19 protein-coding genes are annotated in these 21,044 nt (G+C 70.6%); 1 reads left to right on the top strand and 18 read right to left on the bottom strand.

Going from position 1 to position 21,044, the window contains the following annotated elements:
- Position 1: 1 nt before the first annotated feature.
- The 14 genes from FHX60_RS19660 to FHX60_RS19595 form a co-directional block, all read right to left on the bottom strand.
- Positions 2-457, bottom strand: a complete 456-nt coding sequence (locus tag FHX60_RS19660) for a MaoC family dehydratase (protein WP_112774863.1) — start codon at positions 455-457, stop codon at positions 2-4.
- 251 nt (positions 458-708) lie between these two features.
- A complete protein-coding gene (locus tag FHX60_RS19655; protein ID WP_112774862.1) occupies positions 709-1,512 on the bottom strand; it encodes an SDR family oxidoreductase in 804 nt (267 codons plus the stop codon).
- A complete protein-coding gene (locus tag FHX60_RS19650) occupies positions 1,509-2,711 on the bottom strand; it encodes an acyl-CoA dehydrogenase family protein (RefSeq protein ID WP_183284304.1) in 1,203 nt (400 codons plus the stop codon). Before FHX60_RS19650 ends, FHX60_RS19655 begins: the two co-directional genes overlap by 4 nt.
- Positions 2,708-3,856, bottom strand: coding sequence for an acyl-CoA dehydrogenase family protein (locus tag FHX60_RS19645; RefSeq protein ID WP_183284303.1), 1,149 nt, complete (start codon positions 3,854-3,856; stop codon positions 2,708-2,710). The genes FHX60_RS19650 and FHX60_RS19645 overlap by 4 nt, the downstream gene beginning before the upstream one ends.
- Positions 3,857-3,867: 11 nt before the next feature.
- The gene (locus FHX60_RS19640) at positions 3,868-4,743 is read right to left on the bottom strand and encodes an SDR family oxidoreductase (protein WP_112774859.1); all 876 of its coding nucleotides are present in this window, start codon (positions 4,741-4,743) and stop codon (positions 3,868-3,870) included.
- A 10-nt stretch (positions 4,744-4,753) separates the two neighbouring features.
- Positions 4,754-5,905 carry an acetyl-CoA C-acetyltransferase gene (locus FHX60_RS19635; protein WP_183284302.1) on the bottom strand — a complete coding sequence of 384 codons (1,152 nt, stop codon included), beginning with the start codon at positions 5,903-5,905 and terminating at the stop codon, positions 4,754-4,756.
- Between the two features lie 29 nt (positions 5,906-5,934).
- Complete coding sequence (locus FHX60_RS19630; protein WP_183284301.1) at positions 5,935-7,008, bottom strand: acyl-CoA dehydrogenase family protein; 1,074 nt, start codon at positions 7,006-7,008, stop codon at positions 5,935-5,937.
- Between the two features lie 19 nt (positions 7,009-7,027).
- On the bottom strand, positions 7,028-8,194 hold the full coding sequence (locus tag FHX60_RS19625; protein ID WP_112774856.1) for an acyl-CoA dehydrogenase family protein: 1,167 nt from the start codon (positions 8,192-8,194) through the stop codon (positions 7,028-7,030).
- Complete coding sequence (locus FHX60_RS19620; protein ID WP_112774855.1) at positions 8,184-8,969, bottom strand: enoyl-CoA hydratase family protein; 786 nt, start codon at positions 8,967-8,969, stop codon at positions 8,184-8,186. Before FHX60_RS19620 ends, FHX60_RS19625 begins: the two co-directional genes overlap by 11 nt.
- A 130-nt stretch (positions 8,970-9,099) precedes the next feature.
- A complete protein-coding gene (locus FHX60_RS19615; RefSeq protein WP_183284300.1) occupies positions 9,100-10,179 on the bottom strand; it encodes an NAD(P)H-dependent flavin oxidoreductase in 1,080 nt (359 codons plus the stop codon).
- Positions 10,176-11,066, bottom strand: a complete 891-nt coding sequence (locus tag FHX60_RS19610; RefSeq protein ID WP_183284299.1) for an enoyl-CoA hydratase — start codon at positions 11,064-11,066, stop codon at positions 10,176-10,178. The genes FHX60_RS19615 and FHX60_RS19610 overlap by 4 nt, the downstream gene beginning before the upstream one ends.
- 16 nt (positions 11,067-11,082) lie before the next feature.
- The gene (locus FHX60_RS19605) at positions 11,083-11,883 is read right to left on the bottom strand and encodes a CoA-transferase subunit beta (protein WP_183284298.1); all 801 of its coding nucleotides are present in this window, start codon (positions 11,881-11,883) and stop codon (positions 11,083-11,085) included.
- Between the two features lie 16 nt (positions 11,884-11,899).
- Complete coding sequence (locus FHX60_RS19600) at positions 11,900-12,790, bottom strand: CoA transferase subunit A (RefSeq protein ID WP_112774851.1); 891 nt, start codon at positions 12,788-12,790, stop codon at positions 11,900-11,902.
- Between the two features lie 15 nt (positions 12,791-12,805).
- On the bottom strand, positions 12,806-13,702 hold the full coding sequence (locus tag FHX60_RS19595) for a VOC family protein (protein ID WP_112774850.1): 897 nt from the start codon (positions 13,700-13,702) through the stop codon (positions 12,806-12,808).
- Positions 13,703-13,948: 246 nt separating this feature from the next.
- Here FHX60_RS19595 and FHX60_RS19590 point away from each other — a divergent pair, with 246 nt between their 5' ends.
- A complete protein-coding gene (locus tag FHX60_RS19590) occupies positions 13,949-14,815 on the top strand; it encodes an SDR family NAD(P)-dependent oxidoreductase (RefSeq protein ID WP_183284297.1) in 867 nt (288 codons plus the stop codon).
- Positions 14,816-15,878: 1,063 nt separating this feature from the next.
- Here FHX60_RS19590 and FHX60_RS19585 read toward each other — a convergent pair.
- The 4 genes from FHX60_RS19585 to FHX60_RS19570 are packed head-to-tail and all read right to left on the bottom strand — an operon-like array spanning position 15,879 to position 21,042.
- Positions 15,879-17,510, bottom strand: a complete 1,632-nt coding sequence (locus FHX60_RS19585; RefSeq protein ID WP_183284296.1) for a FadD3 family acyl-CoA ligase — start codon at positions 17,508-17,510, stop codon at positions 15,879-15,881.
- Between the two features lies 1 nt (position 17,511).
- The gene (locus tag FHX60_RS19580; RefSeq protein ID WP_183284295.1) at positions 17,512-18,567 is read right to left on the bottom strand and encodes a ferredoxin--NADP reductase; all 1,056 of its coding nucleotides are present in this window, start codon (positions 18,565-18,567) and stop codon (positions 17,512-17,514) included.
- Between the two features lie 26 nt (positions 18,568-18,593).
- On the bottom strand, positions 18,594-19,358 hold the full coding sequence (locus FHX60_RS19575) for an SDR family oxidoreductase (protein ID WP_018009071.1): 765 nt from the start codon (positions 19,356-19,358) through the stop codon (positions 18,594-18,596).
- Positions 19,342-21,042, bottom strand: a complete 1,701-nt coding sequence (locus FHX60_RS19570; RefSeq protein WP_183284294.1) for an FAD-binding protein — start codon at positions 21,040-21,042, stop codon at positions 19,342-19,344. The genes FHX60_RS19575 and FHX60_RS19570 overlap by 17 nt, the downstream gene beginning before the upstream one ends.
- Positions 21,043-21,044: the final 2 nt, after the last annotated feature.

Raw genomic sequence — 21,044 nt, 5'->3', positions numbered from 1 at the left:
TTCAGAAGTAGTAGCGGCTGATGGTTTCAGCCACGCAGGCGGGCTTGGGCTCGCCTTCGATTTCCACGGTCATGCGCACCACCGACTGCACGCCGCCATCCAGGGTCTCGGCGCGCACCACCTCTCCCACGCCGCGCACGCGTGCCCCGACACGCACCGGCGCCGGGAAGCGCACCTTGTCGCAGCCGTAGTTGACGCCGAACTTCATGCCTTCGACGGCGACCAGCTCGGGCAGGAACTGGTTGACCAGCGCCAGCGTCAGGTAGCCGTGCGCGATGCAGGCGCCGTAGGGGCCCTGCGCGGCGCGTTCGGGGTCGACGTGCAGCCACTGGTGGTCGCCGGTGGCATGGGCAAACTGGTCGACCTGTTGCTGGGTGATGCGGGTCCAGGCGCTGGCGCCGAGGTGTTGGCCGACGGCGGCGTGGATGTCTTCGGCGCAGCGGAAGATTGTTGGCATGGTTTTTCCTGTGATGCCTGTGCCCATTGGCGCGGGGACATACCGACAACTTCCCCGATCCCACTTGCTTGCTCCCCTCTCCCGCTTGCGGGAGAGGGGCCGGGGGAGAGGGCAGGCATTCGCAATCGCGACGCCCTTCACTTCGTGGAAGCTCCGGCCCTCTCCCCCACCCCTCTCCCACTTCGCGGGAGAGGGGAGCGAATGCGAAGGGGTGGTGGCAAGCACCAGCGCATTCGCATATCGCAGGCCCCTCAAGCCCGCTGACTACTCACTGGCAACACCTCCCCGGTCATATACGACGCATAATCGCTGGCCAGGAACACCATCACATTGGCCACCTCCCACACCTCCGCCGCGCGCCCGAAGGCCTCGCGCTCGCTCAGTTGCCGCAGCAGATCCGCCGGCGCCGACTTCTTCAGGAAGTCGTGCAGCGCAATGCTCGGCGCCACCGCGTTGATGCGCACGCCAAACTCGGCGGCCTCCATCGCGCTGCAGCGCGTCAGCGCCATCACCCCGGCCTTGGCCGCGGCATAGTGCGACTGCTCCTTCTGCGCCCGCCAGCCCAGCACCGAGGCGTTGTTGACGATGGCGCCGCGGCGGCGCGCCTGCATGTGCGGCAGCATCGCGCGCGTCATGCGGAAGGTGCCGGTGAGGGAAATATCGATGACGCGCGACCACTCGGCATCGTCCATATCAACTAGGCGGCGCGAGCCGCCCAGGCCGGCGTTGTTGATCAGCACGTCGGTGCCGCCGAGTGCCTCCTCCGCCGCGGCCACGAGTGCGCGCACCTGCGCTTCGTCGGACACATCGCACCGCTGGCCATGGATGGCCTGCAGCCCGGTTTCCGCGCGCAGGCGCTCGACCGCCTCGTCCAGCCGCTTGGGATGGATGTCGGAGATCATCAGCGCGCGGCAGCCTTCCTCGGCGCAGCGGCGCGCGGCGGCAAAGCCGATGCCGGCGCCGGCGGCGGCGGTGATCAGCACGCTCCTGCCGGCGAGCAGTTGGTGACCCGGCACATAGGCCGGGGCGCTGGGGATTTCTGCATGAAGGGTCATAACTGTCCTCGGGCCTCGCGCGGCATGCCCAGCCCGCGTTCGGCGATGATGTTGAGCTGGATTTCGTTGGTGCCGGCGTAGATGGTGTCGGCGCGCGAGAACAGCGCCATCTGCTGCAGCCGCGTGCGGCGCGTGTCGGCCGGGTCCAGCACGTTGGCGAGCGGGCCCAGCACGTCCAGCGCCAGTTGCCCGAGGTCGCGGTGCCAGTTGGACCAGTAGTACTTGTAGATCAGCGCCTCGCGCTGCAAGGCAGTGCCGCCGTCCTGGCCGGCCTGCGCGGCGCCGGCCAGCATGCGCAAGGCGTTGGCGCGCATCACGCGCAGGCCCGCCCAGGCGCGCGCGATGCGCTGGCGCACCAGCGCGTCGCGGCTGCTGCCGTTGTCGCGCGCGGCCTGCGCCACCCATTCCAGCTCATGCGTGAACTGCATCTGCTGGCCCAGCGTGGAGATGCCACGCTCGAAGCCGAGCAGCGCCATGGCGATGCGCCAGCCGTCGCCGGGCTCGCCCAGCACGTCGGCAGCCGCGGCGCGCGCGCCGTCGAAGAAGACCTCGTTGAACTCCGCACCGCCGCCCATCTGGCGGATCGGGCGGATTTCGATGCCGGGCTGGTCCAGCGGCAGCATCAGGAAAATCAAACCCTTGCTGCCGCGCGAGCCGGGCTCGCAGCGCGCCAGCACGAAGATCCAGTCGGATTCGTGCGCCAGCGAGGTCCAGACCTTCTGCCCGCTGACCAGCCAGTCGCCGCTGGCGGCATCGCGCACCGCGCGCGTGCGTACGTTGGCCAGGTCCGAGCCCGCCCCGGGTTCCGAATAGCCCTGGCACCAGAACGTGGTGCCGTTAAGGATGCCGGGCAGCAGCCGCGCCTTCTGGTCCTCGGTGCCGAAGGCGATCAGGGTCGGGCCGATCAGCCCCTCGCCGATATGCCCCATGCGGCCCGGGCCGCCGGCACGCGCGTATTCCTCGTGGAAGATCACCTGCTGCATCACCGGCAGCTCGCGCCCGCCATGCGCGCGCGGCCAGCCCAGCCCGGTCCAGCCGCCTTCGGCCAGCCGCCGCTCCCACGCCTTGCGCAGCTCGGGATAGGCTTCTTCGTCGCCGGGGCCGCCGCGGTGTTTGAGGCATTCGAATTCGCCAGCCAGGTTCCCGGCCAGCCACCCCGCCACCTCGGCGCGGAATGCCGACTCGTCATTCGCTTTCATGCTGTCCTCCATGCCTGCGGGCCATTGGCGGCAACGTAGGCAAGCGCGGCACCGGCACCGCCGAGCCACTGGCCGGCGGCCTGCGCGCGCTTGAAATAGAGTTGGGGGTCGTATTCCCAGGTGAAGCCGACCCCGCCATGCAGCTGGATGGCTTCCTGCGCGCAGAAGCGCAGGGCGTCGTCGGCGGCGACGGCGGCAGCGCAGATCTCGAGCCGCGCGTCGGCGACAGCCGCCGCCTCCCACGCCTGCGCCGCGCCATACACGGCCGAGCGCGCCGCCTCGACCAGCACCATCATTTGCGCGCAGCGATGCTTGACCGCCTGGAACGAGCCGACGGCGCGGCCGAACTGGATCCGCTCCGAGGCATAGGCAACGGTCAGGTCCAGGCATTGCTGAGCCGCGCCGAGCTGCTCGGCCGCCAGCATCAGCTTGCCGTGCCACCACGCCTGGGCCAGGCCCTGGACGGCGGCGTTGCCTCGCGCCAGGCAGGCGCCTGCGGCAACGGCCAGGCCGTCGAGCCGCAGCGACGCCAGTGGCCGCGTGCGGTCGAGCGTATCCAGCGGCGCGATAACGAAGCGCGCGTCCTGCGCCAGCGCGGGCGGCTCCAGCAGGAACAGCGCCGGCTCGCCGTCATCGAGCCGCGCCGGCACCAGCAGCCAGTCGGTGCCGGCGACATCGGCCACCTGGGCGGCGCTGCCGCGCAGCACGAAGCCGTCTGCGCCGGCCCGCGCAGTGATCGGGACACTGTCGTAGTGCCAGCCGCCATCGTCCGGCAGCACCGCCGCGGCGCGGCACTCGCCCGTGGCCAGCCGCTCCAGCCACGGCCCGCTGTGGCCGACGCTGCCTTGCAGCCACGGCGCCACCACGCATGCCGTCGACCAGAACGGCACGCACGCCAGGCGCTGGCCCAGTTGCTCCTGCAGCAGCACCAGACCGGGCGCGCCCAGGCCGGCACCGCCCACGGCTTCGGGCAGCGCGATGCCGCACCAGCCAAGCTCGCCCGCGATCGCACGCCACAGCGCGTCGTCGTGAGCCGGCCCGGCCTCGGTCACGCGCCGCACCGCCGCCGAATCGCTGTGCGCGCCGAGGTAGTCGCACGCGCTGTCGCGGACCATCTGGTGTTCGACTGAAAGGGAAAAATCCATGGCCGTCGCGCTCAGCTGCCGTACACCGCCTGGGGCGGCTGCGCCTGTGCCAGCAGCCCCGCCACTGCCGCGCCGACTTCAGCCGGTTGCCAGCGCCCGCCCTTGTCGGCCTTGGGGCCGGTGCGCCAGCCGTCTGCCACCGACACCATGCCGCCGGCCGCCTCGAACATGCGCCCGTTGACCTGCGCGGAGCCGGCGCTGCCCAGCCACACCACCAGTGGCGCGACATTGGCCGGGTCGTAATAGTCGAAACCGCCCTCCGGCGCCTTCATCATGTCGGCGAACACGTCTTCGGTCATGCCGGTGCGTGCGGCCGGCGCGAGGGCATTGGCGGTGATGCCGTAGCGGCCCAGTTCCGCGGCCTGCACCAGCGTCAGCGCGGCGATGCCGGCCTTGGCGGCGGCGTAGTTCGACTGCCCCACCGAGCCCTGCAGGCCCGCGCCGGAGCTGGTGTTGATGATGCGCGCGTCGACCGCGCGGCCTGCCTTGGCCGCATCGCGCCAGCGCCGCGCCAGCAGGTTGGCCAGGCAGAAGTGGCCGCGCAGGTGCACGCGCATGACCTCGTCCCAGTCCGACTCGGTCAGGCTGACGAACATGCGGTCGCGGCAGATCCCGGCGTTGTTGACCAGCACATGCACTTCGCCATAGGCCGCGACCGCGGCATCGACGATGCGCTGCGCGGTGGCCAGCGTGGTGATGTCGTCATCGCTCGCCAGCGCATTGCCGCCGGCGGCGCGGATCTCCGCGCAGACCGCCTCGGCCGCGTCGCGCCGGATGTCGTTGACGACCACGTTGGCGCCCTCGGCGCCGAAGGCCAGCGCATAGGCACGGCCCAGCCCGCCGCCGGCGCCGGTGATGATGACGGTGCGTCCGTCGCAAATGCCCATGATGTGCTCCTTACAACCGTTCGATGATGGTGACGTTGGCCAGCCCGCCGCCTTCGCACATGGTCTGCAGGCCGTAGCGGCCGCCGGTGCGCTCCAGTTCGTGCAGCAGCGTGGTCATCAGGCGCGCGCCGGTGGCGCCGAGCGGGTGGCCCAGCGCGATGGCGCCGCCGTTGGGGTTGGTGCGCTCGGGTGCGTAACCGGTCTCGGCCAGCCATGCCATCGCCACCGAGGCGAAGGCCTCGTTGATCTCGACCACGTCGATATCGGCCAGGCGCAGGCCGCTGCGCTCCAGCGCGCGCTTCGTTGCCGGAATCGGCGCGGTCAGCATCCACAGCGGGTCGTCGCCCAGCACGCTCATATGCGCGATGCGCGCGCGCGGCGTCAGGCCGTAGCGCTTGAGCGCGTCCTCGGACACGATCAGCAGCGCGGCGGCGGCATCGGCGGTCTGGCTGGACACGGCAGCGGTCAGCGAACTGCCCGGCATCAGCGGTTCGAGTGCGGCCATCCTGGCCAGCGTGGTATCGGGACGCGGGGTTTCGTCCCGGGTCACGCCTTCGCACGGCACGATCTCGCGCGCGAAGCGGCCGCCCTCGATCGCCGCGGCCGCGCGCTGGTGGCTCTCCAGCGCATAGGCCTCCATGGCCTCGCGCGACAGCTTCCAGTGCTCGGCAATGCGCTGCGCCGCGTGGAACTGCGACACCAGCGCATCGCCGAAGCGCGCCTGCCAGCCCTTGCTGCCCGAGAACGGGTCGGCAAAGCCGAGCGCCTGCCCGGCCAGCATCGCCGACGAGATCGGGATCTGGGTCATGGTCTGCACGCCGCCGGCGATCACCACGTCCTGCGTGCCGCTCATCACCGCCTGCGCGGCGAAGTGCACGGCCTGCTGCGACGAGCCGCACTGGCGGTCCACCGTCACCCCCGGCACCGTCAGCGGCAGCCCGGCCGCCAGCCACGCGCTGCGCGCGATATTGCCGGCCAGCGGGCCAATGGTGTCGACGCAGCCGAACACCACGTCGTCATAGTCTTCTGCGGGGATGCCGTTGCGGCGCACCAGCTCGGCCAGCACGAAGCCGCCCAGGTCGGCGCCGTGCAGGTGCGACAGTCCACCCTTGCGGCGCCCGGTGGGGGTGCGCAGGGCATCAACGATATAGGCGTTGTTCATGGTCTTGGTTCTCCTTGGGATCGGGCGATTCAGGCAAAGGTGGCGCCGGCGCCGATCGCGTGCTCGCCGTCCAGGATGTGCGCGCCCAGGCGTGCCTTGTGGAAGGCGCGGTCGCCCCAGCTTCCCGCCAGGGCCCAGGCGCGCTTGGTGAAGATCTGCAGGTCCAGCTCCCAGGTGTAGCCCATCGCGCCATGCACCTGGATCGCCTGGCGCGCCGCGCTCCACGCGCAACGCGCGGCGGCGACCCGGGCATGCGAGACATGCAGCCCCGCCTGCGGCAGGTTGTGTGCCAATGCGGCAGCGGCGCGCAGCAGCACCGGCTTGGCAAACTCCAGCTGGATCGCCACGTCCGCCAGCAGGTGCTTGACCGCCTGGTAGGCGCCGATGGCCTTGCCGAACTGCTTGCGCTGCGCGCTGTAGTCGATCGCCAGGTCGAGCATGCGCTGGGTCAGGCCCAGCTGCTGCGCGGCCACGCCGAGCGCGCCGCGGTTCAGCGCCGCGTCCCACAGGCCAGCGCCGGCCGCCACCGGGACCAGCCGGTTCTCGGCGCCCGGCGTCCACGCCAGCTCGAACAGCCGGCGCGACGGATCCAGGCCCGTGCGCGCGGTCAACCTCGCCTGGTCCGGCCGCAGCAGGTGCACGGCCCCGTCATGCGCGCACAGGACGGCGTCGGCGACATGGGCGTCCGCCACCAGCCGGTCCTGCGGGTGCGCGACCGCCACGCGCGCCTCGCCGGCGGCGATGCGTTCCAGCAGCGCAGCGCAGCGCTCGCGCGTCGCGGCGTCGGCCGCGGCATCGAGTGCATCGCGCAGCAGCCCGGCCGCCACCAGCGCGGTGTCGAGCAGCGGCTCAGGCAGCGCGAAATAGCCGCACGCCTGCGCCAGCGGCGCCCATTCGAGCTCGGCCAGCCCGAGCCCGCCCTGCTCCGCCGGCACCATCACGGCGGTCATGCCCTGGTCGGCCAGTTGCCGCCACAGCGCATCGGAGCGGCCGGTCTCGGTCGCCCACAGCTCGCGCGTCAGCTCCGGCGTCATCTCGGTCATCAGGAAGCGCCGGATCGCCTCGGCAAACTGTTCCTGCTCTTCGGTCAATGCGAAATCCATGTGTATTCCCCGGGTGCCGTCATGCGCGCGGCATGCCGAGCAGGCGCTCGGCGACGATGTTGCGCTGGATCTCGTTGGTGCCGGCGTAGATCGGCCCGGCCTGCGAGAACAGGAAGCCATCCAGCCAGTGGCCGAGCGAACCCGGCGGCTGGCCGGCGGGCGCGACTTCGGCGGCCTGCCCCAGGATGGCCAGCGCGGTATCGTGCATATGGATGTCCAGCTCGGACCAGAACACCTTGTTGGTGCTCGATTCCGCGCCGATGTGGCCGCCCTTTACCAGCCGGCTCGCGGTGGCGTAGGTCGACAGCGTGTAGGCCTCGGCATCCATCCACGCGCGCAGCACCGCTTCGCGCAGCGACGGGTCGCGGTCCGCGGCCTCGCGGTTGGCCTGGTACAGCCGCACCAGCGCGCGCGCGGTTTCCTGGAAACGCGCGGGCGAGCGCAGCATCAGGCCACGCTCGAAGCCGGCGGTGGCCATCGCCACCTGCCAGCCGGCGCCTTCGGCGGCCAGGCGGTTTTCCACCGGCACGCGCACGTCGTCGAAGAAGATCTCGGCAAAGCCGGTCTGGCCGTTGAGCTGGCGGATCGGGCGCACGGTGATGCCGGGCGTGTCGAGCGGCACCAGCACGAAGGTCAGCCCGTGGTGGCGCGTCGACGCCGGGTCGGTGCGGAACAGCCCGAACAGCCAGTCGGCCCACACCGCGCGCGTCGACCAGATCTTCTGGCCGTTGATCACATAGTCATCGCCGTCGCGGATCGCACTGCAGCGGATCGCGGCCATGTCGGAGCCGGCGTTGGGCTCGGACCAGCCCTGCGCCCAGATATGCTCGCCGGCGGCCATGCGCGGCAGGAAGCGCGCTTTCTGCGCCTCGGTGCCGAATTCCATCAGCGTGGGGCCGAGGAGGAAGATGCCGTTCTGGTTCACGCGCATCGGCGCGCCGGCGCGCCAGTACTCTTCCTCGAAGATCAGCCATTCGATCAGGTCGCAGCCGCGCCCGCCCAGTTCTGCGGGCCACGTGACCATGCTCCAGCGGCCCCGGTTGAGGGTGGCCTCCCAGGCGCGGTGCTGGGCAAAGCCGGCTTCCGTGTCGAAGCTTTCCAGCGGCGTGCGCGGCACGTGCGCGGCCATCCAGTCGCGTACCTCGGCGCGGAAGGCGCGCTGGGCGTCGGTATATTCAAGCTGCATCGCGTGCTCCCTGCGCAAAGGAAGCTTCGCGGCCTTCGACGAACGCGGCGCGCGCCTCGCCAGAGTCGGCGCTCATGTACGCCTGCAGCGTGAAGCCTTGCTCCCAGCGGTACTTGTCTTCCAGGTTGCCGTCTTCCACGCCGTTGAGCGCTTCCTTGGCCAGCTGCAGCATGGCCGGGCTCTTGGCCGCGATCTGGCGCGCCAGCGCCATGGCGGCATCGCGCAGTCCGGCGCGCGGCACCACGCGCTCGACCGCGCCCAGGCGATAGGCTTCGGCGGCGTCGATCATCTCGCCCGTGAAGTACATGGCCCTGACCTTCTGCACGCCGAACATGCGCTGCAGGTGCGCGCCGCCGCCCATGGCGCCGCGGTCGATCTCGGGCACGCCAAAGCGCGCGCACGCCGACGCGACGATGATGTCGGCCGCGCCGCAGATGCCGATGCCACCGCCCAGCACGAAGCCGTGCACGGCGACGATGACCGGCTTGGGATTGCGGTGCACGGCACGGAAGGTCGCGTAGTTGCCGGCGTTGACGTCGACGATGCGTTCCGGGTGCGCCGACAGTTCCTTGATATCGACGCCCGCGCAGAAGCCGCGGCCTTCGCCGCGCAGCACGATCACGCGCACGGCGGGATCGGTGCCGAGGCGGTCGATGGCCGCGGCCAGCGCATGCCAGCCGGCGTTGTCGAGCGCGTTGACGGGCGGGTGGTCGATCACCAGTTCGGCGATGCCGTCGGCGGTGTCGATGCGGAAGGGTTGGTGCGTCGGTTTCATGGTGGGTTGGCTTGTCATGGTTGTTTGTGCGTTGGGTCGGCTTTCCAAGGCTCGCTGCGATGGAAACGCCGGCCCTCTCCCCGGCCCTCTCCCGCGTGCGGGAGAAGGGCTGGGGGAGAGGGCGGGCGCGTCAACGAAGTCCGGCCTCCCGCATAGCCAGCGCCTCCATCCGCGCCAGCGCTTGCCTGGCCATCCCCGCCACGATCTGCTCGCACGACTCGATCGCCCCGATCGCCGCGGCCGCCTGCCCGCTGGGCAGCACCCCTTCATCCGGGCACCCCTCCACCATCGCGCGCTGGATCAGCACTGGCGCATTGGCGGCCATCAGCGTCTGCGCGGCGCTGTAGTCCTGCTCGCGCATCGCGCGCCAGGCCGTCGCCAGCAGCTGCATGCTGCGCATGCCGGTGCGCGCCTGCCATTTGCGCGCGGCCGCCAGCGCCAGCCAGGTGCGCCGCAACGGGCCGGCCTTCTCCAGCCCGACCAGCAGGTCGTTGTCGATCATTCGCTGCGGCAGCCCGTCAATGGCCAGCGACACCCGGATCTGCCCGGGGTCGCGCACCTTGACGTAGCGCTCCAGCGTCTGCGCCGGCACCGGCGACTCGGCCGACATCAGGAAGCGCGTGCCCATGGCCACGCCGGCCGCGCCGTAGGCCAGTGCCGCGGCCAGCCCGCGGCCATCGAAGAAGCCGCCCGCCGCCACCACCGGCACGCTGACGCTGTCCAGCACCTGCGGCAGCAGCAGCGTGGTCGGCGTGCCGCCGGTATGGCCGCCGCCCTCGCCGCCTTGCACCGTGACCACGTCCGCGCCCATCTCCACGGCCTTGGCCGCATGCTTGGCCGCGCCCACCGTCGGCATGCAGACCACGCCCGCGGCCTTGAGCCGGCCGACCATCTTCGCGTCCGGCCCGCGCCCGTAGCTGACCGCGCGCAGCCGGTGGCGGATCGCCATCTCGATGACCTCGTCGGCGTTGGGCTGGAACATGTGGAAGTTGATGCCGAACGGCCGGTCGCTGAGCGCCTTCACGCGCAGGATCTCCTGTTCGACCTCGCCGGGCGGAATGGTCGCGCCGGCAAGAAAGCCGAAGGCCCCGGCGTTGCCGCTGGCAGCGACCAGCTTCGCGTCCGCCACCCAGCCCATCGCCGTCTGCACGATCGGGTAGCGGCAACCCAGCAGGTCGCACAGCACTGTGTGCAGGCTCGCGTTGCTCATGCCTTGTCCTCGCCGCCGGTGCGTTGCGACGCCGCCATCGCGCGCGCGTCGTAGCCGCCCAGCTTGTCGCCGCTGACCAGCTCGTTGTGCGCGTGGGCAAAGTGGTGCCAGGCAAAGACCGCATCCATCGCGGTGCGCTTGCCCTGCAGGTCCTCCACATGGTTGACGGCCTGCTTGGTCAGCGTCAGGCCCAGCCGCGGCATCTGCGCGACCTTGCTGGCCATGCCGTAGACGGTGTCCTCCAGCGCCTCGCGCGGCACCACGCGGTTGACCATGCCCATGCGCTCGGCGCGCTCGGCGCCCATGCGCTCGCCCAGGAACAGGAATTCCTTGGCGATGCGCGGGTGCAGCTCATACGCATGCGCGAAGTACTCGACGCCGGGAATCCCCATGCGCACCACCGGATCGGCAAAGAAGGCATCGTCGGAGGCCACGATCAGGTCGCACACCCAGGCCAGCATCAGGCCGCCGGCGATGCAGGCGCCGTGCACCATGGCGATGGTGGGCTTGGGCAGCTCGCGCCAGCGCCGGCACATGCCCAGGTAGACCTCCTGCTCGCGCGCATAGAGGAACTCGCCGCCGGGCTTGTTGACGTGGTCATACCAGAGCGAGGCGCGCTCGAAGGTCTCGTTGATATCGCGCCCCGGCGTGCCGATGTCGTGCCCGGCCGAGAAATGCTTGCCGGCGCCGCGCAGCACGATCACCTTGACCGCGTCATCGGCGGCGGCGCGCCGGTAGGCCTCGTCCAGCGCATACGTCATCTTCGAGTTCTGCGCGTTGTGGAACTGCGGCCGGTTCATGGTCACGGTGGCAATGCCGTCCGCGACCTGGTAGAGCACTTCGGCGTTGGGGCCCAGTTCGATGGCTTCGGTAGCTGGCGATGTCATGGCTTGGATCTCCGTGTCACGCGCGTCCGGCAGGATTGCCGCGCACGATCGTGGCGCGCAGGTTGTGCGGATCGAGCTGCGCGATCAGCCGCAACTCTTCCGGCGTCGGCGCCGCCGTCTCCGGCAGCGCTTCACCGGGCGCGTTGGCCAGCGCGAAACCGGTGGCGGCCTGCACCTGGTCCAGGCTCACGCCGGAGTGCAGCGAACGCACGCGGATGGCATGTTCCGGCCCGCCGAAGTCCATCACGCACAGGTCGGTGACGATCACGCGCAGGTCGACGAAGCTGCGCATGCCCTCGATCCGGCGCGCCGGGTTGTAGCCGACGCTGCAGACCATGTCGACTTCGCCGGCGACAAAGGCGCGCGTGCTGTGGCCGGGCACGAAGAAGGAATTGGCGTGGTGAATGCTGTTGCCGGGGAAGCCACGGGCGCCGAGCAACTGCGTCTTGGGCTGCGCATGGGTGCCGCCCAGGCAGGAGATATTGGCCTGGCCGAAGCGGTCGATCTGCGTCGGCATCACCAGCGCGTGGCGGCGCCCGCCCCACAGGCAGTCGAACACGCGCGCATAGCCCATCCAGCCGCTCGCGCGCACCTGGTAGTCCGGTTCGCGCGGGCCCAGCGGCACCGGCGTTTCGACCAGGTAGGCCTCGCCGTCGGTCAGCAGCAGGCCGGGGTTGTGCGCAAGCCGCGCCAGGCCGGCGGCGATGCGCGGGCCGGTGCCGATGCCGGTGGCCAGCACCTCGCCGTCGTCGCGCCAGGCGCGGGCGGCGACGGCAATCATCAGCTCGGCGCGGGTGAATTCATAAGTGGCGCTCACAGTCGCTCCTTGGTGATCAAAGTACGGGCAGCGGCAGGTCGTGCACGTGGCCAAGGCCGCCGATGCACGCCAGGTAGTGCGCCTCGCTGTCGCCCACCACCTCGTCGCGGTAGGCGCGGAATCCGTCTTCCGCGTCGGCGCTGGCGCAGTAGGACTTCAGCGCCGGCAGGTCCCAGCCATAGGCCGGCGCGCACGAAGTGGGATGGGCTCCCGCCGGCGCGTGTACCACGCCGCTCACCAGCGCGCGCTCGAACGGGTTGTTGCGGGCGCGCGCCAGGTCGGTGTCTTCGAGGCGCGGGTGCAGCGTTTCGCAGCTGACATAGCAGCGCTGCGCGGCGCGCGCGAACCACTCATCGAAGAACGGATCGGGGCCATCGATGCGGGTGTTGCCCAGCACATCGCTTTCATTCACGTGCAGCAGCGCCGCATCCAGCGGGATCGCCGGCATCGCCAGCAGGACTTCGCCATCGTCGTACGGCGAACGCACGGTCTTCAGGTGCGGGTTGCGGTCCAGCACATCGGTGCCCAGCGCGGCGCGCGTCGGCAGGAACGGCAGGCGCGCCGCCGCGGCGCGCAGGCCCAGTTGCAGCATGCCTTCGTCCAGCTCGGTCACCGCCAGCAGGCCGCGCTCGCGCGCCTGGCGGAAGTACGGCTCGAGCGGGATCACGTCGAGCGAGACAAAGCCGAACACCAGCCGGCGCACCTTGCCGGCGGCGCACAGCATGCCCACCTCGGGGCCACCGTAGGCGACCACCGTCAGGTCTTTCAGCGGCGAGCGCAGGATCTCGCGCACCAGCGCCATGGGCTTGCGGCGCGGGCCCCAGCCGCCGATGCCGATGGTCATGCCGTCGGCGAGCTGGCCGACCACGTCGGCCGTGCTCATGGTCTTGTCGATCGTCTTGGTCATAGGTCTGTGCCGCGCTTAGCGGTATCCGATGCTGAAGTCATGGCCCCACAGGCTTACCCGCGTGGCCTCGTAGGCGGCGTGCTGGCTCCAGTCCACCGCCAGCCCGCCGTGCCCGAACTCGAGGTCGAAGCCGCCGGGGGTCTTCATGTAGAAGGAAGTCATGCGGTCATTGCAGTGCTGTCCCAGCGTGGCCGACAGCTTCACGCCGTGCTGCTGCACGCGGTCCAGCGCGCGGCCCACCTCGGCCATGTCGGGCACCTCGGCCATGACGTGGATGCAGCCGGCTTCGGACGGCATCTCGAAGATCGCCAGGCTGTGGTGGCGGGCGTTGGCGCAGTGCAGGAAGTGGATGCGCTTTTCCGGCTCGTTGGGGTCGCTGGTGAAGCGCACGCGGAAGATGTCGGACAGGCCGAAGCCCATCACGTCGCGCAGGAAGGCATAGGTCTGGTCGAAGGCCGGTGCCGGCAGCACGGTATGCCCCGCCCCCATCGGGTCGGTGATGAAGCGCGGCACGCCGACCGGCGAGACGAAGCGCAGGAAGTCGGAGCGCATGCCCCACGAGACCTCGTGGCGGTTGCCGGACGGATCGGCAAACCACGCCATCGCCTGCACCCGGCGCTGCGCCAGTTCCGCGGAGCTGGCGGGCACGACTTCGACGTTGGCCTGGCGCAGCGTCTCGAGCGCATGGCGATAGGCGGGCTCGTCGGCCAGCTCCCAGCCCGATGCCAGGTAGCGATCGCGCGCACCGGGCACCACCAGGTAGCGGTAGTCGCGCTCGTCCATCTTCACGTACAGCGCACCGCCGGGCGCGCCGGAACAGGCCATGCCGAGCACTTGTTCGGCATAGCCTCGCCACTGCCCGATGTCGGTGGACTCGACCACGATGTAGCCAAGCGCACGAATATCCAACATGCCGGTCTCCTCAGGTTCGATGTGGGTGTCGAAAGCGGCTGCGGCGCGGCTGCAGCCTGTCGATGGGACCGATTCTTTCGTGTACGGGCACTTGCTGCATCGTCCTGGCGGACTAGCCGGTATCGCCACGCGGGCCTTGCCGGCCGGCCCGCGGGCGCGGCCCGGGGTAGTCCGAACGAGTGATGTGCGGGCGGTGCGCTGGCCGCACCCTCTGCGCGGGACAGACCCCTACACAGAGGAGCAAAGATGACGGAATCAGGACAAGCCTGCGTCGCCGTGGTGACCGGCGCATCGCGCGGCGCCGGCCGCGGCATTGCGCTGGCGCTGGGTGCGGCCGGCGCCACGGTGTATGTCACCGGCCGCACCGAACAGGAAGGCAGCGCGCCGCTGCCCGGCACCATCCACGCCACCGCGCGCGAGATCGATGCCCTCGGCGGGCGCGGCATCGCGGTCGCCTGCGACCACGGCGACGACGCCCAGGTCGCTGCGCTGTACCGCCGCGTGCGCGAAGAGGCCGGGCGCTTGGACATCCTGGTCAACAACGCCACCTTCCTGCATGACCAGCTGATCCAGCCGGGGCCGTTCTGGGAGAAGCCGCTGGAGATGGCCGGCATCCTCGACGTGGGGCTGCGTTCCGGCTACGTGGCCAGCTGGCACGCCGCGCCGCTCATGGCCGCGCAGGGGCGCGGGCTGGTCGTGTTCACCTCGTCCTTCGGCGCCAACTGCTATATGCATGGGCCGGCCTACGGCGCGCAGAAGGCCGGCATCGACAAGTTCGCGCACGACATGGCGGTGGACCTGCGGCCTTACGGCGTGGCCGCGGTGTCGCTATGGATGGGACCGCTGCGCACCGCGCGCACGCTGCGGGTATGGGAGGAGCATCCGGACAAGTACGCGGCATTCGCGCCGGTGGCGGAAACGCCGGAGTTCACGGGGCGCATCATCGACGCGCTGTACCGGGACCCGGCGATGATGGACAAGTCCGGGCAGGTACTGATCGGGGCGGAAGCGGCGCTGGCCTATGGCATCGTCGACGCGGAAGGCGTGCAGCCGCCGTCGTACCGGCAGGCGCTGGGCGGCCCGCCGGCGGTGCATCCGGCGATTGTGGAATAGGGTTGAACTAGCCATCACCCTTCGAATACGCTCCCCTCTCCCGCTTGCGGGAGAGGGGAGCAAACCGCGCGCGGCATCATTTCCTCGAGCTTCCAAACTCCCGCTTGCGTACTCCCTCTCCCGCTTGCGGGAGAGGGTTGGGTAGAGGGCCAGAGCATCAACGAAGTGAAGGCCGTCGCTATTGCAAACGCCCGCCCTCACCCCCGCCCCTCTCCCGCAAGCGGGAGAGGGGAGCAAACCCGCAGGGTCAAGATTCGCCCCAGGTCTTCCAAACTCCCGATTGCGTACTCCCTCTCCCGCTTGCGGGAGAGGGTTGGGGAGAGGGCCAGAGCATCAACGGAGTGAAGGCCGTCGCTATTGCAAACGCCCGCCCTCACCCCCGCCCCTCTCCCGCAAGCGGGATAGGGGAGAAAACCCGCAGGGTCAAGATTCGCCCCAGGTCGTCCAAACTCCCGCTTGCCTACTCCCTCTCCCGCTTGCGGGAGAGGGTTGGGTAGAGGGCCAGAGCATCAACGAAGTGAAGGCCGTCGCTATTGCAAACGCCCGCCCTCACCCCCGCCCCTCTCCCGCAAGCGGGAGAGGGGAGCAAACCCGCAGGGTCAAGATTCGCCCCAGGTCGTCCAAACTCCCGCTTGCGTACTCCCTCTACCGCTTGCGGGAGAGGGTTGGGGAGAGGGCCAGAGCATCAACGGAGTGAAGGCCGTCGCTATTGCAAACGCCCGCCCTCACCCCCGCCCCTCTCCCGCAAGCGGGAGAGGGGCGAAAACCCGCAGGGTCAAGATTCGCCCCAGGTCTTCCAAACTCCCGCTTGCCTACTCCCTCTCCCGCTTGCGGGAGAGGGTTGGGGTGAGGGCCAGAGCATCAACGGAGTGAAGGCCGTCGCTATTGCACGCGCCTGCCTTCTCCCCCGGCCCCTCTCCCGCAAGCGGGAGAGGGGAGCAAACCCGCAGGGTCAAGATTCGCCCCAGGTCTTCCAAACTCCCGCTTGCGTACTCCCTCTCCCGCTCGCGGGAGAGGGTTGGGGTGAGGGCCAGCGCCTCAACGAAGTGCAGACCATCCCCCGTCACGAAGCCCGCAACTGATACTTCAGCACCTTGCCCGCCGCACTGACCGGCAGCGACGTCACGAACAGCACCTCGCGCGGCACCTTGTAGTTGGCCATGTGCCGGCGCGCCCAGGCGATCAGCGTGTCGGCGTCGACGCGCGCGCCGTGGCGCAGCACCACGTACGCGCGGCCGACCTCGCCGAGGCGGTCGTGCGGCATGCCCACCACCGCCACCTGGGCCACCGCCGGATGCGCCACCAGCAGCTTTTCCACCTCGGCCGGGTAGCAGTTGAAGCCGCCGACGATAAACATGTCCTTGATGCGGTCGGTAATGCGCAGGTAGCCGCGCGCATCGAGCGTGCCGATGTCGCCGGTATGCAGCCAGCCGTCGCTGTCGACCGCTTCGGCGGTGGCTTCCGGCAGGCCGAAATAGCCCTGCATCACGTTGTAGCCGCGCACCAGCACTTCGCCCGGTTCGCCGGTGGCCACCGGCTGGCCCTGCGCGTCGATGCAGCGGATCTCGATGCCCGGCATCGCGCGGCCGGAGGTGCCGGCAACGGTCTCGGCGTCGTCGCCGGCGCGCGTGAGCGTGGCGAAGCCGCACGACTCGGTCAGGCCGTAGCCGGTGATGATGGTGTCGAAGCCCAGTTCGTCGCGCATGCGCTGGATCAGCGCCGGGGCGATCGCGGAGGCGCCGGTCACCGCCACGCGCAGCGAGGACAGGTCGAACTCGCGCAGGCGCGGCGCATTGAGCAGGGTCTGGTACAGCGTAGGCGGACCGGGCAGCACCGTGATGCCTTCGTTCTCCACGCGCGTCATCACGGCCTCGGCGTCGAACACCAGGTGGGGCAGCACCGTGGCGCCGCGCGACAGCGCCGCCAGCCATCCGGCCTTGTAGCCGAAGGTATGGAAGAACGGATTGACGATCAGGTAGCGGTCCCCTGCCCGCACCCCGGTGATGGCGGCCCAGCCGTCGATGGCGCGCAGGTTCTGCGCGTGCGCGGTCATCACGCCCTTGGGCCGGCCGGTGGTGCCCGAGGTGAACATGATGTCCATCGGCGTGTCGCCGCGCACGCCGGCTTCGCGCGCGGCAAATGCCGCCGGCTCGGTGCGCGACGCCAGCGCCAGGAAATCGTCCCATGTCAGTTCGTCCGCGCCGGCGGCCCGGCCCTGTCCCGGGCGCAGGATCACCAGCCGCTCCAGCGTGCCGGGGCGATGCGGCGCCAGCATCTGCGGATAGCTTTCGCCGAGGAAGCCGTCGACGCAGAACAGCAAGCGCGCGCCGCTGTCGGCCAGCACCGCGCCGGCTTCGGCCCCTTTCATGCGCGTATTGAGCGGCACCAGCGCCGCGCCCACGCTGTGCGTGGCCAGCGCCGCGATGATCCATTCGGAGAAGTTCGGCGCCCACAGGGCCACGCGGTCGCCGGGCTGCACGCCGAGCGCCATCAGCGCGTGCGCCGCCCGGATGCGGCTGTCGTCGAGCGCGGCGTAGCTCAGGCGCAGCCCGTCTTCCTGGATGGCGATGCGCTCGCCGTGGCGGCTGGCAGCGCGCCGCAGCAGCTCGGGAATGGTCTCGGCGATGCTGTCGTTTGCCGCGGCTTCGATGCCGGCCGGTGCCACAATGGCGTCGAGGGTGTCAGATGGAGTCATGTCAATCCGGGAACTTCAGGTGGATCTCGCTGCTGGCCGGGCGCGCCTGGCAGGCCAGGGTCCAGCCCGCCTCCAGGTCGGCGCGGTCGAGCACATGGTTTTCGCCGAGCGTCACGTCGCCCTGCGTCACCTGGCACATGCAGGCGCCGCACAAGCCGGCGCGGCAGGAGTTGGGCGCGGCCACGCCGGCGCGCTGCAGCGCGTCGAGCACGGTTTCGTCGGACGCCACGCCAACCTGGTGGGTCGCGCCGTCCAGCTGCACGGTGAGGGCCGCGCCGCGCATCGCAGGCGCGCGGACGGCAGGTTCGGTCACGGCCACGCTGGCTGGCGCCGTCGCCGCCGGCGCATCGGGCAACGAGACGAAGCGCTCCACGTGCAGCTGGCCGCGCGGGACGCCCAGCGCCTGCAGTGCGGCCTGGGCGCCGTCCATGAACGGCCCGGGACCGCAGACAAAGCACTGCGCCATGCTCCACGGCCGCACCAGTTCCTCGATCTGGCGCTGCGTGGGCGGGCCCTGCACGCTGTCCAGCCAGTGGATCACGCGCAGGCGGCCGGGATGGCTGCGCGCCAGTTCCGCCAGCGCCTCGCGAAAGATGATGGAGCGTTCGTCGCGGTTGGCATACACCAGCGTGACCGCACCGCGCCCGTGCCGCAGCGCCGCCTTGGCGATCGACAGCACCGGCGTGATGCCGCTGCCGCCCGCCAGCAGCAGGAAATCGCCCTGCAGCGCTGGCGGCGTGAACACGCCGGCGGGCGGCATGGCCTCGACCGTATCGCCGGCGCCGAGATGGTCGCAGATCCAGTTGGAGACGCGCCCGCTCTGCACGCGCTTGACGGTCACGCGCAGCGCGCCGTCAACGCCCGGCGAGCTGGACAGCGAATAGCAGCGCTGCAGCGGCACGCCGTCGACGGGCACGCGCAACGTCAGGAACTGGCCCGGCCGGTAGGCGAAGGTCTCGCGCAGCCCCTCCGGCAGCGCGAAAACCAGTGAATGCGCCTGGTCCGTCTCCGCGACCACTTCGGCAATCTGCAGCCGATGGAATTGCACTGGCGCCATGATGTCCTTCTCTGCGGTGAGCGCGCTCAGGCCACGCCCATGATGGTCTGGGCGTTGTCGATGCGCAGTTCCGCACCGTTGATGAAGCGCGACTCGTCCGACGCCAGGAACAGCACCAGGTTGGCCACGTCGCGCGGATGGCACATGCGCTGCATCGGCTCGGCGCCGCCGACTTCCTCGGGCAGCGCGGTGGCGCCGCCGGGCAGGAAGGCCGCGGTCATCGGCGTCAGGATGCCGTCCGGATGGATCGAATTGCAGCGGATGCGGTAGCCGCTCTGCTTGCAATGGCCCGCCACGGCGCGCGTCAGCGCGGCCACCGCGCCCTTGCTGGCGCTATAGGCGCAGAACGCGCCCATGCCGCCCAGCGCCGCCACCGACGACATATTGACGATGCTGCCGCCGCCCGCCTTCATCGCCGCCACGCCGTACTTGCAGCCCAGGAAGTAGCCGTCGGCGTTGATGCGCATCACGCGCTGCCACTGCTCGAGCGTGGCTTCCTCGACCGTCCCCAGCATCAGGATGGCGGCGTTGTTGACCAGCACGCTGGGTGCGCCGAAGCGCTGCTCGGTGCGCGCCATCACCTGTTGCCAGCCGGCTTCGCTGGCGATGTCGTGCGGCACGAACAGCGCGGTCTCGCCGATCTCGCGCGCCAGCGCATGGCCCGCTTCCTCGTTCACATCGGTCAGCACCACGCGCGCGCCTTCGCGCGCCAGCAGCAAGGCGTCTTCCTTGCCGACGCCGCTGGCGGCTCCGGTGACGATCGCAATCTTTCCTTCAGTACGTCGGCTCATGGGTAGTCTCCTGGTGGGTATGCGCCTGCCGTCCGTCAGCAGGCTGTTGTGCGAGATGGCGGCCCGCGTTGCGCCCCGACCAGATGCAGTCGGCAAGCGACAGGCCGCTTACGTAGTGATTGGATGCGATGCCGACGGCCGTGCGGCCCACCGCATAGAGGCCCGGTATCGGCGCGTCGCCCGCGGCCGCCAGCACCCGGCCGCTGGATTCCTCCACCGCCAGCCCGCCCAGCGTGATCGCCGGACACGGGAAGACCCGGCTGCCGGCCGAGATGTCGATGGCCAGCCACGGGCCGGCCTCGAGCGACGCGCACATGGCCGCTGACTTGCCGGCCGGATCGGGCCTTTCGCCACGCGCCGCGGCGTTATAGGCGTCGAGGGTCGAGCGCAGCGCCTGCCCGGGCATGCCGAGCTTGCCGGCCAGCGCCTCGATGCTGGCGGCGCGGCGTGCACCGGCCAGCATCAGCAATGCCGCGGGCAAGGCCTGGAACGCCCACAGCCGGCCGCCCAGGCATTCGCGCAGGGCTTCGCGCGCCAGCGCGCGGTTCAGCACCAGCCAGGCGCGCCCGCCGTGCCGCTCGCAGATGGCGTGGCCGAGGGTGGCGCCATAGGTTTCCTCGTTGCCGATGCGTGTGCCGTGCGCATCGACCACGCAGCCGCGCGCCCACGCGAACGGCGGATTGATAAAGCGCCACGCCGACACGCGCTCCAGGTGCCGGGTGGCGCCGCCGGCCGACTCGCCGAGGCGGATGCCGCTGCCGTCGCAACCGGTCGCGCCCAGGCGCCAGGCCTGCTGGTACTTGCCGGCATGGCGCGCCACCATGGCACGGTTGAAGATAAAGCCGCCGGTGGCCAGCACCACCGCGCCGGTGCGCACCGCCACCGGTTGCGCGTGGCGCAGCTCCAGCTGCAGCACCTGCGCGCGCAGCCGGTCGGCCAGCGCCGGCATGGCGTTGTGCAGGCGCTCGGCCAGGCGCGCCAGGCGCGCATGCCGCTTCTGGTGACGGCCCGGCGGCAGCTGCCACAGTTCGACGCCGACGACCGCGCCGTCGCGGTCCACGATCAGCCGCCGCGCCGCGCACTGGCGCATCACCGTGATCTGCCGGTTGTCTTCCACGGCGCGGCGCAGCACGCCATACAGGGTGCGGCCGGACATGCCGGGGCCCTTGACGCGGTGCCCGCGCGGTGCGGGCGCGGCATGCTGCGCGTAGGCGGGCACCGCTTCATTGCCGGAGTAGTACAGGTAGTAGGGCTGCGCCGGATACGAGGTCTTGCGCGGCGGCACGGTGGCGGCAAAGCGCACGCCCAGCGCCTCCAGCCAGCCGAGCATCGCGCGGCTGTTCTCGCAGAAGTCCTGCAGCGTGGCGTCGCTGACCACCCCTCCGGTTTCCTGGCGCAGGTAGCCGGCCATGGCCTGCGGGGTATCGTCATAGCCCGCGGCGCGCTGGTAGGGCGTGCCGCCGCCGGCATAGACCACGCCGCCGCTTCTGGTGCTGGCGCCGCCGCCTTCGAAGCGTTCCGCCACGATCACGCGCGCGCCGCCAAGTGCGGCTTCCAGCGCGGCGCAGGCGCCGGCGGCGCCGAAGCCGACCACCACGGCATCGCAGGCGGCCTGCCAGGGATGCGCGTCGGGATCATCGAGCCGCAACGGGGCGTGGACGGGGGTGACGGCGTCTTGAGCCATGC

Source organism: Cupriavidus alkaliphilus (genome assembly GCF_014191175.1).
Lineage (GTDB): Bacteria > Pseudomonadota > Gammaproteobacteria > Burkholderiales > Burkholderiaceae > Cupriavidus > Cupriavidus alkaliphilus.
Note: the sequence above shows the minus strand (reverse complement) of the source record. Positions and strands in the feature narration are given on the sequence as shown.

Bases quoted from the DNA above. Each gene is read 5' to 3' on its own strand.
- FHX60_RS19635 (WP_183284302.1), bottom strand. From the start codon at position 5,905: ATGAACAACGCCTATATCGTTGATGCCCTGCGCACCCCCACCGGGCGC.
- FHX60_RS19645 (WP_183284303.1), bottom strand. From the start codon at position 3,856: ATGGATTTTTCCCTTTCAGTCGAACACCAGATGGTCCGCGACAGCGCG.
- FHX60_RS19625 (WP_112774856.1), bottom strand. From the start codon at position 8,194: ATGCAGCTTGAATATACCGACGCCCAGCGCGCCTTCCGCGCCGAGGTA.
- FHX60_RS19610 (WP_183284299.1), bottom strand. From the start codon at position 11,066: ATGACATCGCCAGCTACCGAAGCCATCGAACTGGGCCCCAACGCCGAA.
- FHX60_RS19640 (WP_112774859.1), bottom strand. From the start codon at position 4,743: ATGGGCATTTGCGACGGACGCACCGTCATCATCACCGGCGCCGGCGGC.
- FHX60_RS19650 (WP_183284304.1), bottom strand. From the start codon at position 2,711: ATGAAAGCGAATGACGAGTCGGCATTCCGCGCCGAGGTGGCGGGGTGG.
- FHX60_RS19655 (WP_112774862.1), bottom strand. From the start codon at position 1,512: ATGACCCTTCATGCAGAAATCCCCAGCGCCCCGGCCTATGTGCCGGGT.
- FHX60_RS19660 (WP_112774863.1), bottom strand. From the start codon at position 457: ATGCCAACAATCTTCCGCTGCGCCGAAGACATCCACGCCGCCGTCGGC.
- FHX60_RS19570 (WP_183284294.1), bottom strand. From the start codon at position 21,042: ATGGCTCAAGACGCCGTCACCCCCGTCCACGCCCCGTTGCGGCTCGAT.
- FHX60_RS19615 (WP_183284300.1), bottom strand. From the start codon at position 10,179: ATGAGCAACGCGAGCCTGCACACAGTGCTGTGCGACCTGCTGGGTTGC.
- FHX60_RS19595 (WP_112774850.1), bottom strand. From the start codon at position 13,702: ATGTTGGATATTCGTGCGCTTGGCTACATCGTGGTCGAGTCCACCGAC.
- FHX60_RS19600 (WP_112774851.1), bottom strand. From the start codon at position 12,790: ATGACCAAGACGATCGACAAGACCATGAGCACGGCCGACGTGGTCGGC.
- FHX60_RS19590 (WP_183284297.1), top strand. From the start codon at position 13,949: ATGACGGAATCAGGACAAGCCTGCGTCGCCGTGGTGACCGGCGCATCG.
- FHX60_RS19620 (WP_112774855.1), bottom strand. From the start codon at position 8,969: ATGAAACCGACGCACCAACCCTTCCGCATCGACACCGCCGACGGCATC.
- FHX60_RS19630 (WP_183284301.1), bottom strand. From the start codon at position 7,008: ATGGATTTCGCATTGACCGAAGAGCAGGAACAGTTTGCCGAGGCGATC.
- FHX60_RS19580 (WP_183284295.1), bottom strand. From the start codon at position 18,567: ATGGCGCCAGTGCAATTCCATCGGCTGCAGATTGCCGAAGTGGTCGCG.
- FHX60_RS19575 (WP_018009071.1), bottom strand. From the start codon at position 19,358: ATGAGCCGACGTACTGAAGGAAAGATTGCGATCGTCACCGGAGCCGCC.
- FHX60_RS19585 (WP_183284296.1), bottom strand. From the start codon at position 17,510: ATGACTCCATCTGACACCCTCGACGCCATTGTGGCACCGGCCGGCATC.